Origin of the sequence: Amycolatopsis albidoflavus (assembly GCF_039525725.1) — a bacterium.
GTDB classification, from domain to species: Bacteria; Actinomycetota; Actinomycetes; order Mycobacteriales; family Pseudonocardiaceae; genus Amycolatopsis; species Amycolatopsis albidoflava.
In genome coordinates, this window is the sequence record NZ_BAAAHV010000008.1 from 155,850 (window position 1) to 170,483 (window position 14,634).

Annotated in this window: 15 protein-coding genes; 6 read left to right on the forward strand and 9 right to left on the reverse strand. The window is 69.3% G+C overall.

Going from position 1 to position 14,634, the window contains the following annotated elements; genetic code table 11:
• Window positions 1-18: 18 nt before the first annotated feature.
• From alr to tsaE, 3 genes are read left to right on the forward strand one after another with little or no spacing between them, the layout of a single operon-like run.
• On the forward strand, window positions 19-1,140 hold the full coding sequence (gene alr / locus ABD156_RS11120; RefSeq protein ID WP_344270307.1) for an alanine racemase: 1,122 nt from the start codon (window positions 19-21) through the stop codon (window positions 1,138-1,140).
• On the forward strand, window positions 1,137-2,225 hold the full coding sequence (locus ABD156_RS11125) for an alpha/beta fold hydrolase (protein WP_344270310.1): 1,089 nt from the start codon (window positions 1,137-1,139) through the stop codon (window positions 2,223-2,225). Before alr ends, ABD156_RS11125 begins: the two co-directional genes overlap by 4 nt.
• Window positions 2,222-2,677 carry a tRNA (adenosine(37)-N6)-threonylcarbamoyltransferase complex ATPase subunit type 1 TsaE gene (tsaE, locus tag ABD156_RS11130; RefSeq protein WP_344270313.1) on the forward strand — a complete coding sequence of 152 codons (456 nt, stop codon included), beginning with the start codon at window positions 2,222-2,224 and terminating at the stop codon, window positions 2,675-2,677. The genes ABD156_RS11125 and tsaE overlap by 4 nt, the downstream gene beginning before the upstream one ends.
• A gap of 67 nt (window positions 2,678-2,744) precedes the next feature.
• On the opposite strand, the gene ABD156_RS11135 is transcribed toward tsaE, so the two are convergent.
• The 8 genes from ABD156_RS11135 to ABD156_RS11170 all read right to left on the reverse strand — a co-directional run bounded on the left by ABD156_RS11135 (window position 2,745) and on the right by ABD156_RS11170 (window position 11,307).
• Window positions 2,745-4,148, reverse strand: a complete 1,404-nt coding sequence (locus tag ABD156_RS11135) for an MFS transporter (protein ID WP_344270316.1) — start codon at window positions 4,146-4,148, stop codon at window positions 2,745-2,747.
• Between the two features lie 390 nt (window positions 4,149-4,538).
• Entirely contained in the window at window positions 4,539-5,855 is a 1,317-nt protein-coding gene (locus ABD156_RS11140; RefSeq protein WP_344270319.1) for a carboxyl transferase domain-containing protein, read from the reverse strand.
• Complete coding sequence (locus ABD156_RS11145; protein ID WP_344270322.1) at window positions 5,852-7,273, reverse strand: acyl-CoA synthetase; 1,422 nt, start codon at window positions 7,271-7,273, stop codon at window positions 5,852-5,854. The genes ABD156_RS11140 and ABD156_RS11145 overlap by 4 nt, the downstream gene beginning before the upstream one ends.
• Before the next feature lie 109 nt (window positions 7,274-7,382).
• Window positions 7,383-8,129 (reverse strand): ESX secretion-associated protein EspG, encoded by a 747-nt coding sequence (locus ABD156_RS11150; protein ID WP_344270325.1) that lies wholly within the window; start codon window positions 8,127-8,129, stop codon window positions 7,383-7,385.
• Between the two features lie 3 nt (window positions 8,130-8,132).
• Window positions 8,133-9,446: a WXG100 family type VII secretion target gene (locus ABD156_RS11155; protein WP_344270328.1), complete on the reverse strand. Its 1,314-nt coding sequence runs from the start codon at window positions 9,444-9,446 to the stop codon at window positions 8,133-8,135.
• On the reverse strand, window positions 9,446-10,042 hold the full coding sequence (locus ABD156_RS11160; protein WP_344270331.1) for a DUF3558 domain-containing protein: 597 nt from the start codon (window positions 10,040-10,042) through the stop codon (window positions 9,446-9,448). Before ABD156_RS11160 ends, ABD156_RS11155 begins: the two co-directional genes overlap by 1 nt.
• 4 nt (window positions 10,043-10,046) lie before the next feature.
• Window positions 10,047-10,538 (reverse strand): hypothetical protein, encoded by a 492-nt coding sequence (locus tag ABD156_RS11165; RefSeq protein WP_344270334.1) that lies wholly within the window; start codon window positions 10,536-10,538, stop codon window positions 10,047-10,049.
• A 112-nt stretch (window positions 10,539-10,650) separates the two neighbouring features.
• A complete protein-coding gene (locus ABD156_RS11170; RefSeq protein WP_344270337.1) occupies window positions 10,651-11,307 on the reverse strand; it encodes a DUF3558 domain-containing protein in 657 nt (218 codons plus the stop codon).
• On the opposite strand from ABD156_RS11170, the gene tsaB reads away from it, so the two are divergent.
• The 3 genes from tsaB to tsaD are packed head-to-tail and all read left to right on the forward strand — an operon-like array spanning window position 11,285 to window position 13,475.
• Window positions 11,285-11,950: a tRNA (adenosine(37)-N6)-threonylcarbamoyltransferase complex dimerization subunit type 1 TsaB gene (tsaB, locus tag ABD156_RS11175; protein ID WP_344270340.1), complete on the forward strand. Its 666-nt coding sequence runs from the start codon at window positions 11,285-11,287 to the stop codon at window positions 11,948-11,950. The genes ABD156_RS11170 and tsaB overlap by 23 nt on opposite strands.
• A complete protein-coding gene (gene rimI / locus ABD156_RS11180; RefSeq protein WP_344270343.1) occupies window positions 11,947-12,429 on the forward strand; it encodes a ribosomal protein S18-alanine N-acetyltransferase in 483 nt (160 codons plus the stop codon). Before tsaB ends, rimI begins: the two co-directional genes overlap by 4 nt.
• Window positions 12,429-13,475 carry a tRNA (adenosine(37)-N6)-threonylcarbamoyltransferase complex transferase subunit TsaD gene (gene tsaD / locus ABD156_RS11185; protein ID WP_344270346.1) on the forward strand — a complete coding sequence of 349 codons (1,047 nt, stop codon included), beginning with the start codon at window positions 12,429-12,431 and terminating at the stop codon, window positions 13,473-13,475. Before rimI ends, tsaD begins: the two co-directional genes overlap by 1 nt.
• On the opposite strand, the gene wecB is transcribed toward tsaD, so the two are convergent.
• Window positions 13,456-14,619 carry a non-hydrolyzing UDP-N-acetylglucosamine 2-epimerase gene (gene wecB, locus ABD156_RS11190; protein WP_344270727.1) on the reverse strand — a complete coding sequence of 388 codons (1,164 nt, stop codon included), beginning with the start codon at window positions 14,617-14,619 and terminating at the stop codon, window positions 13,456-13,458. The genes tsaD and wecB overlap by 20 nt on opposite strands.
• Window positions 14,620-14,634 lie beyond the last annotated feature (15 nt).

A 14,634-nucleotide genomic window follows, 5' to 3' on the forward strand; every position in this document is an offset into this window, starting at 1 on the left:
GGGAAACTGGCAGTCGTTATGACTGCCAGTTCTCCGCACGCCGAGACCGTGGTCGATCTCGGCGCTGTGCGCCACAACGTTTCCTTGCTGGCCGACCGGGCACCCGGTGCGGCCGTGATGTGCGTGGTCAAAGCCGACGCGTACGGCCACGGCGCGGTGCCCGTCGGCCGCGCCGCTGTCGAAGCCGGGGCCACCTGGCTCGGCACCTGCTCGCTGCAGGAGGCCCTCGATCTGCGGGCCGCCGGGCTGTCGGTGCGGCTGTTCAGCTGGCTGGACGTGCCGGAGCTGGATTTCGCGCCCGGCATCGAGGCGGACATCGACCTCGGCGTCAGCTCCCTCGGCGAGCTGGCCCGGGTCGACGCCGCCGCGGAGCTCGCCGGAAAGCGCGCCCGCGTGCACCTCAAAATCGACACCGGCCTGTCGCGCAACGGCTGCCCGCCCGCCGACTGGCCCGCGCTGGTCGAGGCGGCGGCCAAGGCCCGCGGCGTCGAGGTGGTGGCCGTCTGGTCGCACCTGGCCTGCGCCGACGAGCTGGGCCACGCGTCGATCGACGCGCAGGCGAAGCTGTTCTCCGAGGCCTACGACGCCGCCCGCGCCGCCGGGCTCGACCCGTTCCGGCACCTGGCCAACTCCGCGGCCACGCTCACCCGGCCCGACCTGCACTTCGAGCTGGTCCGCCCGGGCATCGCGATGTACGGCCTCAACCCGGTGCCGACCGACGACGACCTCCGCCCGGCGATGACGTTCCGCTCCAGCGTGGTCCTCACGAAGCCCTTGGCCGCCGGCGAATCCGTCTCCTACGGCCACACCTGGACCGCGCCGGAGGACACCACGCTCGCGCTCGTGCCCGCCGGGTACGCCGACGGGGTGCCGCGCACGCTGTCCGGCCGGATGGACGTCTGGCTGGGCGGGCGACGGCGTCCGGTCGTCGGGCGGGTCTGCATGGACCAGCTCGTGGTGAACGTCGGCAACGAGGACGTGCCTCGCGTCGGCGACGAGGTCGTGCTGTTCGGGTCGGGCCGCTCCGGCGAGCCGACCGCGCGCGAATGGGCGGACAAGCTCGGCACCATCGACTACGAGATCGTCACCTCGATGTACCGGCCGCGTGTACAGCGCCGGTACGTGGGGGAGCGGGCGTGACTCCTTCGGCGCGGCTGTGGGCGATCGTCGGCGGAGTCGGAGCGGTGGTGACGGGCGCGGCGGCGGCAGTTGTCGCGACGCAGCAACGCAAACCGACCGAAGACCCCTTCGCCGACGAGCCGCTAGGCGAGCTGAAGCCAGACCGTACGTCCACCGTCGCGGCCGAAGACGGTACGCCGCTGTCGGTCGAGGAGATCGACCCTGAGGACTGCGAGAAGCCGGAGCTGACTCTCGTCGGCGTACACGGCTTCGCGCTTTCGCGGCGCTCGTGGCACTTCCAACGCCGCGACGTCGCTTCGCTGCGTCTGCCGCGCGTACGGCAGGTCTACTACGACCATCGCGGCCACGGTCTGTCCGGAGAGGCTTCCACCGAGACGTCGACCATCGAGCAACTCGCGCACGACCTCGACAGCGTGCTGCGCGCGATGGTGCCCGAGGGACCGATTGTCCTCATGGGACATTCCATGGGCGGCATGGTGATCATGGAGCTGGCCGCGCAACGGCCAGACCTCTTCGAGGACCGCGTCTGCGGCGTCGCCTTCATCGCGACCGCGGCGGGCGAAGTCGGCGCACGCGGGTTGCCGAGACCGTTGTTGTCCAAGTACAACCCGCTCACGCGCGGCGTCGGCGAGCTGGCTGGGTGGCAACCCGGGTTGGTGGAGTTCGTGCGCGCAGCCGGTGGTCAGCTGACCCGCCAGGCAGTGCGACGGCTCGCGTTCGGCAGCCGCGACGTCTCGCCGCGCCTGGTCGACTTCATGCTTGAAATGCTGGCTGTCACGCCGGTGCGCGGGCTGCTCAACTTCGTCGACACCCTCGGCAGCCACAATCGCTACGCTGTGCTGGCCGGGCTGAAACACGCACAGGTGCTGGTCATCGGCGGCGACTCGGACCGTTTCACGCCGTACGCGCACGCCGAGCGGATCGCCGCCGAGCTGCCGGACGCCGAGCTGGTGCGGGTGCGCGGGGCCGGGCACATGGTGCAGCTCGAACAGCCCGAGCTGGTGAACAGCCATCTCATCGACCTGCTGCAGCGCTGTGGTGGCAGCGCCGCGCCGAACCGGCGAAACTGGTGGTGGACAAGGTGATTCTGGAAACCCCCGAGGACACGATGGCCTTCGGGCGGACGCTGGGCGCGGCCCTGCGCGCGGGCGATCTGGTGCTGCTGGACGGTCCGCTCGGGGCCGGGAAGACGACGCTGACCCGCGGCATCGCGGACGGCCTCGGCGTCGGCGGCCGGGTCAGTTCGCCGACGTTCGTGCTGGCGCGAGTGCACGCCGCGGGCGCGGCCGGGGTCCCGCTGATCCACGTGGACGCCTACCGGCTCGGCGGCGATCTGTCCCAGCTGGACGACCTCGATCTGGACACCGACCTGGAGTCGTCCGCGGTGGTCGTCGAATGGGGCGAGGGCAGCGCGGAGCGGCTTTCGGAGGACCACCTGGTGGTCCGGCTGACCCGCCACGACGACGACACCCGGACTGTCGTGCTGGAACCGCACGGCTCCTGGACCGCCCGGGTGGACGAGCTGCAAGCGGCCTGACCGTCCGTGAAGGGCCCCTTGAGGGAATCAGATTCCTTCAAGGGGCCCTTCACGGCTCGTTAGGCGATTACCGTCCGGCGGTGGCTTCCTCGCTGGCGGACAGCGACGGAGCCGAGCCAGGCAACGGCTTCCGCGCCGTCTCCTTCAGCTTCAGCAGCGTGATCACCCCGACCACCCCGGCGATCATCAGGTAATACCCAGGCCACTTGAGATCCCCGGTGGCCAGCACCAGCGCGCTCATCACCAGCGACACCGTCCCGGCGAACGCCGACACGAAGATGTTGAACGAAATCGACAACCCGCCGTACCGGACCTCGGTCGGGAACAGCGCGGGCAGCGTGGACGGGCAGGTCGAGGAGAAGCAGATCAGCAGGAGTCCCATCAGGACCAGGCCGAGCAGCACCGAGAACAGCGACCCGCTCTTGAGCAGCAGCACCATCGGCAGCCCGAGCACGATCAGCCCGCCCGCGCCGACCCACAGGATCGGCTTGCGGCCGTAGCGGTCGCTGAGCTTGCCGAGGAACGGGATCAGCAGCACGCCCAGCCACAGCACTCCGATCTGCAGCCATTCCGCCGCGGTGGCCGAGATGGCCTGCCCGCCGTTAGCGGACATCGTGCGGTCGTCCTTGAGGTAGGTCGGCATGTAGCTGGTGAGCATGTAGTTGGTGACGTTCCAGGTCACCACGAGCCCGCCGGCCAGCAGCATCGTCGGCCAGTACTTCGCGAAGATCGTGCGGACCACGTGCTTGGCCTCGGCGTCCTCGCGCTTGCCCGACTCGTCGAGAAGCTGCTGGAACGCGGGCGTCTCTTCGAGCTTCGTCCGCAGGTAAACCCCGACGATGCCGAGCGGCAGCGCCACCATGAACGGGATCCGCCAGCCCCAGGTGTCCATAAAGGCCGGCGTCGACACCAGCGGCAGCACCGACGAGACGGTCGCGCCCAGCGCGTACCCGATGAAGGTGCCGAACTCCAGGAAGCTGCCGAAGTAGCCGCGGCGGCGGTCCGGGCTGTACTCGGCGATGAACGTCATCGCGCCCGCGTACTCGCCGCCGGTGGAGAAGCCCTGCAGGACCCGCGCGCACACCAGCAGGATCGGCGCGGCCAGCCCGATCGAGGAGTACGACGGGATCAGTCCGATGAGGAAGGTGCCGGTCGCCATCAGGATCACCGTCACCGCGAGCACCTTGGTCCGGCCGATCTTGTCGCCGAGCGGACCGAAGAACAGGCCGCCGAGCGGACGCACCAGGAACGCCACCGCGAAGGTCGCGAACGTCGCGAGCTGGGCCAGCGCGGGATTGCCGGGCGGGAAGAACTGTGCCTCGATGGTGGTGGAGAGGTAGCCGTAGACCCCGAAATCGAACCACTCGGTGATGTTGCCGACCGCGGCCGCGCCGACTGCCCGGCGCATCGTCGCGTCGTCCGTGACCGTGGCGCCGCCCGACGGCCCCCTCCCGTCTGCTGCCTCTGTCACATCGCTCCTTTCGCGTTTTCCAGGACTCACTGCGCAGAGCCCCCGACATCACCTACCGCGAGCGATCCAAAGCGTAACGTGATACGTCTCACTCCCGCACGGGGGTAGCGCAGGTAACGCGTAGCGGGGACCATGCGTTATAGCAGGTAGATACCTGTTAAACCCCATCAACTCGCACACGTCGGCCAGCGGATCACCCGGATTCGCCGACGGCATCGGCGTGCGCACCCCGTGAGGAGGAGCCGCAATGACGGCAGTATTCGTGGCCATCGCAAGCTGTGCAACCGCGGGAGTCGCTGTCGCGGCTACCCTCGCGTCCTACGCGCAGCGCAAGTGGCGGGTCCGCGCCGTCGAGGCGTGACCCGTTAGGACTCTCGCAGCTCTAGGTCTCTAGGGCTCGACAATTCCGACTGCCAGGCCGAGGCCGACCAGATCCTGCGGACGCAACCGCAGCTGGTCGGCCACGGCCGGCACGTCGGTCATCGGGCGTTTCAGGATCGCCGCCGCCGCTTCCGGCGAAGTGACCGAGAAGTAGGCGTCCGGGGCGATCCAGGTCGTGCCCGGAGCGGCGAAAGCCAGCGCGCCGCCGGAACCGCCTTCGCCGATCACCAGCGTGGTGACCGGCACCGCGGCGGTGGCGATCGCCTCGAACAGTTCCGCGATCGCCGGCCCGGCACCGCCTTCTTCCGCTTCCGCGTCGTTTGCCGCTCCGGGAGTGTCCACAAGCGTCAACACCGGAATTCCTAGCCGGGACGCCAGCCGGACGAGCCGCGCTGCGGTCCGAAAGCCCGCTGGACGCGTCGCGGTGCCGCACTGTGCTGCGTACGCGATCGCGCGGCCTTCTCGCCAGCCGAAGCCACATTGGACGCCTTCGTCGACGTGACCAGCACGGTCGCCTTGGACGTTCTCTCGCCACTCGAAGTACGCGTCGAGGTACTCGGGCGCGCGCGCTCGCGAAGAAGCGCGCGCCGTTCGTACGGCTTCCCAGCCGGTTTCGGGCAACGCGGCGTCGCGACGGGCGTTAGGCGGGGGCGCAGGTTCTGTCGACGGCGAAGCCAACAGCTGTAGCCATCGTGCGAGCACGTCACCCAGCTCGTCTGGCTCAACGAGACGGTCGACCTGACCCCATTCCAGCTTCGCCTCGACGGTGTACGCCTCCGCAGGCGACGTCGCAGGCCGTACGCGAGAACCTGCGAAGCCCACTTGCGCGTCTGGGAGTCCCAACACGACGTCGGAACCGGCACCGAGCGTCGCCCAGCCGCCGCCGGTGGATGGGTTGCGCAGAACGGAAATCTGCGGGACACCCGCCGCGCGCGCGTCCGCGGAGGCGCGCGCGATTCGCTGGAGCTGGGAAAGCGCGCGCATGCCGTGCTGCATCCGGCTGCCGCCAGTCGCGACCAGCGACACCACCGGCAGTCCACGCTCTTTCGCGTGGGCGAAGGCGGCTTCGACGCGGTCGCCGGTCTGCTGTCCGATCGAACCGCCGAGGAACCCGAACTCCCAGGCGATCAGCACCGTGGGCACGTCGCCGATCTTCGCCTCTCCGACGACCACCGATTCGGTCTCGCCGGTGCGCGCGGCGGCCGCCGCCCTGGCCTCCGGATAACCCGGCCAGCCGAGCGGATCGTCCGCCGGAGTGTCCGCCAGCGACAGGTCGGCGAACCCGGCGGAGACGGCGGCCAGCAGCTCGCGCGCGGTGGTGTTCATCCCAGCGCTCGCTTCATGACTTTGCCCATGTCGTTGCGGGGCAACGCATCCAGGTATCGCACGACGCGCGGCCGCTTGTGCGGAGCGAGCAGCTTCGACACGTGGTCGGCGAGTTCTTCGAGCGCCGGACGCTCGCCGTCCGGCACGACCCAGGCGACGATGCGCTCGCCGAGGTCGTCGTCCGGTTCGCCGGTCACCGCGACCTCGGCGACCTTCGGGTGCTCCAGCAGCGCGTTCTCGATCTCGCCCGCGCCGATTTTGTACCCGCCGCTCTTGATCAGGTCGGTGGCCTTGCGGCCGACGATGCGGACGTAGCCGTCGGGGTCGCGGGTGGCCATGTCGCCGGTGCGGAACCAGCCGCCGTCGAGCGCGGCGGCCGTGGCGTCCGGCCGGTTGAGGTATTCGGTGAACAGATTCGGCCCGCGGACCTGGATCTCGCCGACCGCGTCCGGCTCGCTGATTTCGGTGCCTGCCTCGTCGACCAGCCGAAGGTCGACCCCGGCGAGCGGGACGCCGACCGAACCCGGCTTGCGCTCGCCGTCGGCGCGGACGCTGGTGTTCATCAGCGTCTCGGTCATGCCGTAGCGCTCCACGACCTGCTGCCCGGTCGCGGCGGTGATCCGCTGGTGGTCGTGCACCGGCAGCGCGGCTGAGCCGGAGACCAGCAGCCGTGCGGACTTGAGCGCGTTGGCGAGGCCTTCGTCGGTCGCGACCGTTTCGGCGATCCGGTGGTACATCGTCGGGACGCCGAACAGCATCGTCGCGCCGTTCGCGAGTTCCTCCGTGACGCCCTCAAGGGAGAACCGCCCCAGATGATGCACTGTCCCGCCGCGCCGCAGCGGCCCGAGGATGCCCAGGATCAAGCCGTGCACGTGGAACAACGGCAGGCCATGGACGAGCACGTCGTCAGCGGTCCACTGCCAAGCGCCCTCAAGCGCGTCGAGCGTGGTCGCGATCGAGCGGCGAGGCAGCACGACGCCCTTGGGCGGCCCAGTCGTGCCGGAGGTGTAGACGATGAACGCGGGAGCTTCGGCGTCCGGCTCGCTGGCCGGCGGTTTCCCGTCGCCTTCAAGCGGAATGTCGCGACGCGGCAGGTCGAGCGCGGCGGGCAATTCGACGCCGGGTTCGGCGAGCACCAGCGCGGGCTCGCTGTCGGCGAGGATGTGCCCGAGTTCGCGTTCGCCGATCTTGGGGTTGAGCGGCACCACCGGAACCCCGGCGAGCAGCGCGGCGACCACCGCGACGCTGGTGTGCAGCGTCGGCGTCGCCCAGACCGCGACCCGGCGGTCTCGGGGCAGTTCGGCGGCCAATGCCCCGGCGACCGCGCCGAGTTCGGCGTAGGTGAGTTTTCGGTCGCCGAAGTGCAGCGCTTCCTTGCCGGATCCGGCGGCGACTGCGGGGAACAGCGGATCGGGCACTTTCGCGGACCTCCTGCGTCACCGGCACCTGGAACCGCACCGTACCGCCTTGTGGCGGTGGCCACCTGCGACGCGATTCACAGATCCTGATTGTCAGGGGTACCCAGGTTCAGGCGAGATTATCGAGCAGCGCGCGCACCCGTTCGACCATCGTTTCGTAGCGGCCGGGGGCGACGTTCACGTACCGCTCGCCGCCGTCGGTTTCGGAGAACGAGAACAGGTAGCGGCCGTGCTCGGTGTCGTAATACGTGCAGATGTCGCGCCCGCTGATCCGCCGCCCGCCAAGCCCGTCGCGGACGGCCGCGGTGATCTGCCCGCCGCCGACGCGGGGGAGCGCGGCGACGTCGAGCAAATGCCGGACGTCCTGCCTCGCCGGCCCGCCGTCGATGGCCAGATTCAACGCCGATTCCGGTACCGACACTGCTTGGCCCTGCGCGGGCTGGACGCGCGGCAACTCCCGGATCAAGTCCTCCGCCAGCGCTTCCGGCCGGGCCGGCCGCAACACCACAGTGCCGGTGGACGGCATATGGCAAGCGAGCACCGCGTCCTTGTTCAATGCCGCGACGACCAGCCAATACCGCCGATCCCGCCCGCTTTCGACGGTCGCCGACAGCTCGCTGGCCCCGCGGCACAACACGGTCATGGTCCGGACGAACGTCTCGTCCGGACCGCCGCGACCCCAGACGCCCTGGTCGGCCATGGCGTTCACCGCGGCTTCGCGATACGCGTGCGTCTCCTCGGGGTCGCGCCAGATCGGGTCAGGCGAGAGCGCCGCCGGGAGCGAAACCCCAGCCAGCTCCGCCGCGACGGGAAGGCAATCGGCAGGGAGCACCACCTCGCGGGCGAGCACCAGCATCCGTCAGAGCCCGATCACCGGCGGAACCGCCTTGGGAAGGTCCCCGATGAGGGCGGCGTCCGGGTCCTGCTCGACCAGGTAGTCGGCGGTCTCGTGGACGAGGTCGTCTTCCCCTTCGCCCTTCTGCCCGCGGCCCATCGCACCCGCACCCATGCCCGGCGCCCCCGCGCGCCCGTTGGCTCCCGCCGTTGCGCCGCCTCGCCCGGCGGCTTCGGCGTTCCCGCCGAACGGCCCGGTGCCGGTACCTGCTCCGCGGCCGACGCTGTTGCTGTTGCCGGGGTTGCCCGCGTTGCTACTGCCGGGGTTGCCCGAGTAACCGCTACCGGCCCCCGGGAGCCCCGGCGTGTACAGGCTGCTGCTGCCGCCGTTGGGGTTCGCGGTGTTGGGGTTGCTGCTGTTGAACGACCAGGAGTTGGGGTTGCTGGTGCTGTTGGGGTTGCTGGTGCTGGTCAGATCCGGCGGAACGTAGCCGGAGGTCCGAGTGTCATCCGGCAAATCGCTGTGCGGCGGGTGGTACTTGCCCGGCGTCTCAGTCGGATCGTGGTGCGGCGGAGGCTCCGCTTCCCACCGATGGGTGTCCGAAGGAGGCGTCACCCCCGGCGGCCCAGTGCGATCGTTGGTGTGGTCGCGGTGGCTGGTGCCGTTGTCGCCGGTGCTGCTGCTGGTGCTGTTGTCGGCGACGTAGCCGCCTTCGGAGTACGTGCCGGCGGTGCCGCCTGGGCCGCCCGGGGTGTAGTGAGTGGGCAGGTGAGCGGTACCGGTGCTGCCGGGCTGGGTGATGGTGAAGTCCCCGCCCGCGGAGGGCATCGCGAGCTGCCCGTATTGGGACGGGTCCGCCCAGCGACTCGAATTGTCCGACGACTGCTGATGGTAAGCGTCGTAGCTTTCGGTGATCGCCTGCGCTTTCCGGTTCCAGTCGTCAATCTCGTTCTGCCGGTTCGAAAGGAACGAGAGAGGGGTTCCGGAAACCCAGTCGCCTGCCGGTTTCTCGCCGACGTCGCCGACTGACTGGACTTTGGCATGCAGGGTGTTGAAGGACTCGCCCTGTCCCTGGTACAGGTTCTGGGCTTGCTGCAAGTGCTGGCCGCTGACTTGGCTGGCCTGGACCAACGGTCCGGCCCCGGTGTACGCCTGACCGGCGGCGTCCCCTTGCCAGTATTCGCTCATCGCGCCTTGCAGCTGGCGCATTTCGTTGGCGATGTCTTGATGCAACTCCGAAAGCTGGCTGCTCGTGCCGCCGCCTGCGAACATGCCGCCGGAGCCGCTCCCGCTCTTGACCAGATCGACAATTTGCTGAGGGGTGTAAGCCGTTCCCATCACGCACCCGCCTTGATCGTGGCTAAAGCCGCTCCGGCTGCTTTGAGTGCGACCGAACACGGGTCGCCGTAGGACGGCGACTGTTTGAAAAGGATGACTGAACTGGTGAATGCCTCGTCGGCGCGCACGCCGACCGCTACCTGGCAGCCGCCGTCCGAACGGTTGTCGAGGACGTTGCTGAATACCGCCGGGTATCCGTCGACCGAGGGGGCCGGTTCGAAGTAGCCGCTGCTGCTCCGGTTTTGGTAGACGGTCGCGAGCCCGCCTTGTCCGGGGAGGAGGCCGATCGCCAGTGAGCTGTTTTCGCTGTCGTTCCAGGTGCAGACCGGGGCGACGTTGCCTGCGATTTTGCGGTTGCGGACCGCGTTGAAGGCTTGCGTCGCCTGAGCCTGGGTGAGAATCGAGCAGGGATCCTGCTCGTATTTGGCGACGTCAAGCGGGTTTGCCACCTTGGGCACGTCGGGCGCGGCGTTGCTGGAGGCGGCGGGCGGGTTCGACGACGCCGGGGCAGGCTGGCCGCCGTTCGGCGAGGAGCACGCGGTAAGGGCGAGCAACAGGACGCTGGCAGCGCTCGCAGCAGTGGCGATCGGTTTCACCGGGTCATCCTTGCTTACGAAGGCTGGCCGTGTTGGCGTGATCTTGGCCTTCGTACTTCGCGATGGCGTTCTTCAACTGAACGGCGTAGCCCTGGGCGTACTTGAGCTGTTGCTGGAGGCTGGCCAGGTAGGCCGCGGCGTGCCGGTCGGCAGCTTGTTTTTGAAGGCCGCTGGCGTCGTCATTGGCCGGTTTCCGCACAGCTTGGAGCTGAGTGGCCAACTGGGTCGCGTCGCTGAGCTTGTCCGCGATCCCCTGCCATTTAGGCTGCAGCTTCCGCATCGCGTCGATGTCCATGTTGAACCCGCCACCCGCCGCCGCAGCGTTGACCTTGGCGTCCTCAGCCGCGCGCTGCTGGTAGACCCGCACGCCGTTGGAGTTCATCGCTTCGCCGAACTGCTTGTCCTGGCGGTCGCGTTTGGCCTGCTCCTCCGGGTCGACGTACCCCGCGCGCCCGTCTACCGGCTGGCTGCTGCTGGACGACTCCCCATTGCCCACGACGACGCTCCCCCTCGTTCCCGGCGGCACTGTCTTCGACTGCCGACGCTTTGACTGAGCTTAATCGGTCGAGGTTCCGCGCGTGGACAAAATCCCCCAAGCCGGGCAGTTGTCAGGAACCTGCCTTGAGGGTGGCCACGACCGCCTGTGCGGCTTTGAGCGCGACCGAGCACGGGTCGCCATAGGACGGGGACCTCGGGAGGAGCATGACTGAACTGGTGAATGCCTCGTCAGCCTGCACGCCGACGGCTATTTGGCAGCCGCCTTGTCCTCGGTTGTCGAGGACGTTGGTGTAGGCCGCCGGGTAGTCGTCGATCTCGGGGGCCGGGTCGAAGTAGCCGGTGCTGGTCAGGTTTCGGCCGATGGCGGCGAGGCCGCCTTGCGCGGGGAGGAAGCCGATGGTCAGGGTGCTGTTTTTGCTGTCGTTCCAGGTGCAGGCCGGGAGGATGGCACCGGTGGTCTTGCGGTTGCGGACGGCGTTGAAGACTTCCTCGGGCTGGGGGAGCAGGGCGCACGGGTCCTGTTCGTATTTCCGCACGTTGAGCGGTGGCGGACCCTGCGACACCTCGGGCGGCGCGGAGGATTCCGTCACTGGGGCTGGCGCGGCCGAACAACCAGCCAAAAGCAGCATTCCGCCGAGCAAGGCCACGAAAGACAGCTTCATCACGGAACGTATCTTTCCCGAGGCCGCCATCCGCCCCGCCCGCTCCCCGGTCTCCTTCGGACCAGAGCTATCCTGGGAAATCGTGCTGGTATTGGCGATCGACACGGCTACTCCGGCGGTGACGGCGGGCATCGTCGCCCTCGACGAGGCTGAGCTCGTCACTCGGGCGGACCGCGTCACGGTGGATCCGAGGGCGCACGGCGAGCTGATCGCCCCGCATGCGCTGGCTGCCGCGGAGGAGGCCGGGGTCACGCTCCGCGAACTCGACGCGATCGTGTGCGGCGTCGGGCCTGGCCCCTTCACCGGGCTGCGGGCGGGCATGGCCACGGCGGCCGCGTACGCGCACGCGCTCGGCATTCCGGCGTATCCGGTGTGCAGTCTCGACGCGATCGCTGCGGACGTGGTGCGCACGGAGAAGCCCTTCCTCGTCTTCACGGACGCGCGGCGTCGCGAGGTCTACTGGGCTGCGTACGACGCTTCGGGCGCGCGCACTGACGGTCCGCACGTACAGCGGCCTGCGGACATCGAAACGGACACTCGCGTCGCAGCGGGCGACGGGGCGTTGCAGTACGCGGCGGCGGTGGGTGTGGTGCCGATCGAGCCGCGGTTTCCGTCGCCGGCTGGGTTGGTGCGCGTGGCGCGTACGGCGCTTCTTGAGCGCGCGGAGCCGGAGCCGTTGACGCCGCTTTACCTGCGTCGTCCGGACGCTGTCGAGCCCGCGGCGCGCAAGAGGGTGACCGCGCTGTGAAGCTCGACCAGTTGCGCCGCGCTGACGTCGCGAGGTGCGCGGAGATCGAGAAGATCCTCTTTCCCGGCGACGACCCGTGGAGTGCGCGCGCCTTTCATTCCGAGCTCGACCAGGGGCACTACTACCTGGCGGCGCGGTCGGACGACGGGGAGACCCTGCTGGGGTACGCGGGGCTCGCGGTGGTCGGGCGGCGCGGTGACTACGAAGCGAACGTCCACACGATCGGCGTCGTGCCGGAGGCGCAGGGCCAGGGCATCGGCAAAGCGCTGCTGCGAGCGTTGCTGACCCGCGCCGACGAGCTGCACGCCGCTGTCTTCCTCGAAGTGCGCACGGACAACGACCCGGCCGTGACGCTGTACGAGGCACACGGTTTCCAGAAACTCGGCATCCGGAAGCGCTACTACCAGCCTTCCGGCGCCGACGCGTTCACCATGGCCCGCCCCGCGCAGGCCCCGGCACGAGACGAGGTGGCCGGCTGATGGCGCGCGTCATCATGGGCATCGAGAGCTCCTGCGACGAGACCGGAGTCGGCCTCGTCCGGCTGCACGACGACGGCACGGTGGAGCTGCTCGCCGACGAGGTCGCGTCCAGTGTGGACCAGCACGCTCGCTTCGGCGGCGTCGTGCCGGAGGTCGCCAGCCGTGCGCACCTCGAGGCGATGGTGCCGACGGCGGAGCGGGCGTTCGCCACTGCCGGGCTGAAACTGTCCGATGTGGACGCGATCGCGGTGACGGCCGGGCCCGGGCTCGCGGGCGCGTTGCTGGTGGGGGTTTCGGCGGCGAAAGCCTATGCGACGGCGCTGGATGTGCCGCTGTACGGCGTGAATCACCTTGCCGGGCACATCGCGGTGGACACGTTGCAGCACGGGCCGTTGCCGACGCCGGTGCTGGCGTTACTGGTTTCCGGCGGACACACGCAGCTGTTGCGAGTGGACGACATCGCGTCGAGCATCACCGAGCTTGGGTCCACTGTGGACGATGCGGCGGGTGAGGCGTACGACAAGGTCGCGCGCGTACTCGACCTGCCGTATCCGGGCGGGCCGCCGATCGACAAGGCGGCCAAGCAGGGAAACCCGAAGGCGATCGCGTTCCCGCGCGGGATGACCGGTCCGCGCGACGCAAAGTTTGACTTTTCCTTCTCTGGCTTGAAAACGGCTGTGGCGCGCTGGGTGGAGAACGCCGAGCGTGCTGGCGACGCCGTGTCGGTGAACGACGTCGCGGCGTCCTTTCAGGAGGCGGTCGCGGACGTGCTCACTGCGAAGGCGATCCGTGCCGCGCGCGAGCAAAACATCGGCACGTTGGTGATTTCCGGTGGTGTAGCGGCGAATTCGCGGCTTTCGGAGCTGGCGGCGGAGCGCTGCGCGGAGGCGGGGATCGAGCTGCGCGTGCCGCGGCCGCGGTTGTGCACGGACAATGGCGCGATGATCGCGGCGCTGGGTGCGCACGTGGTGGCGGCAGGCCGGGCGGTGGCGCCGTTGGACTTCTCGGCGAACCCGGGCCTGCCGGTCAACATTGTGTCCCTTTAGGACTCACAAGAGCCGCGGCATCAAGGGACACCCCCAGCAGCGCCTCGATCGCCGAAGCCGACCGCGCTGCCGCGGAGCCGTTTCCATAGGGATTCGCTGACGCGGCAGCGCTGATCTCGCCGCGAAGGATGCGCGCGGCCGTATCGGTGATCAGCTCGGTATCGGTGCCGACCAGCCAAGCGCAACCGGCTTCGACCGCCTCCGGGCGTTCCGTCGTGTCGCGCAGCACCAGCACCGGCGTACCGAACGTGGGCGCTTCCTCTTGGATACCACCGGAATCCGTCAGCACGAGCGACGCCAACCGCAGCGCGCGCACGAGATCCGGATACTCCAACGGCTCGGTGACGGTCACCCGCGCGACCCCGCCCAGCACTTCCTCGACCTGCTCCCGCACGGCCGGATTCGGATGCACCGGGAACAGCACCTGCACGAGCGGATGAGCGTCGACGATCTGTCGCACCGCAGTCAGCGTTCGCGTCAACGGCTCGCCCCAAGACTCGCGGCGGTGCGACGTGACCAGCACCAACTGCTCTCCAGCTTCAGCGATTCCCATCTCCAGCAAGGCAAGCGCCGGATCGCGGGCGGGCAAATCGCGCGCGGCCACCGCCAGTACGGCGTCGACGACAGTGTTGCCAGTAGGCGTGATCCGCTCCGCCGGCACGCCCTCGGCCAGCAACGCCGCGCCCGCAGCCGCGGTCGGAACCAGGTGCAGTGCCGCGATCCGCGAGATCATCTGCCGCGTTCCCTCCTCGGGGAACGGCGACGCCAGGTCGTGCGTGCGCAGCCCGGCTTCGAGGTGCACCACCGGGATCCCGAGCCAGAACGCGGCGAGCGCGCCGGCCAGCCCGGTGGTGGTGTCGCCTTGCACGACGACCGCTGACGGCTGGTACCGGCGCAGCGCGGCGTCGAGCGCGGGCAGCAGGCCGGACACCAGTTCCGCCTGGGTGCCGGACACTCGCGGCGGCACGTCGAGCCACGCGTCGATCGCCACCTCGAACGGGGCCAGCGCCTGTTCGACCATGCCCTGGTGCTGTCCGCTGTGCACCACGAGCGGCCGCAGCCCTGGGCGGGCGTCCAGGGCCAGCGCGAGCGGCGCGAGTTTCACCGCCTCCGGCCGCGTCCCGGCCAGCAGCATCACGTCCAACGTTTTCACCCTTTC

What these genes read in the sequence shown, in the direction of transcription:
- alr (WP_344270307.1), top strand. Translation starts at nt 19, where the DNA reads ATGACTGCCAGTTCTCCGCACGCCGAGACCGTGGTCGATCTCGGCGCT.
- ABD156_RS11140 (WP_344270319.1), bottom strand. Translation starts at nt 5,855, where the DNA reads ATGAACACCACCGCGCGCGAGCTGCTGGCCGCCGTCTCCGCCGGGTTC.
- ABD156_RS11150 (WP_344270325.1), bottom strand. Translation starts at nt 8,129, where the DNA reads ATGCTGGTGCTCGCCCGCGAGGTGGTGCTCCCTGCCGATTGCCTTCCC.
- ABD156_RS11155 (WP_344270328.1), bottom strand. Translation starts at nt 9,446, where the DNA reads ATGGGAACGGCTTACACCCCTCAGCAAATTGTCGATCTGGTCAAGAGC.
- tsaD (WP_344270346.1), top strand. Translation starts at nt 12,429, where the DNA reads ATGGCGCGCGTCATCATGGGCATCGAGAGCTCCTGCGACGAGACCGGA.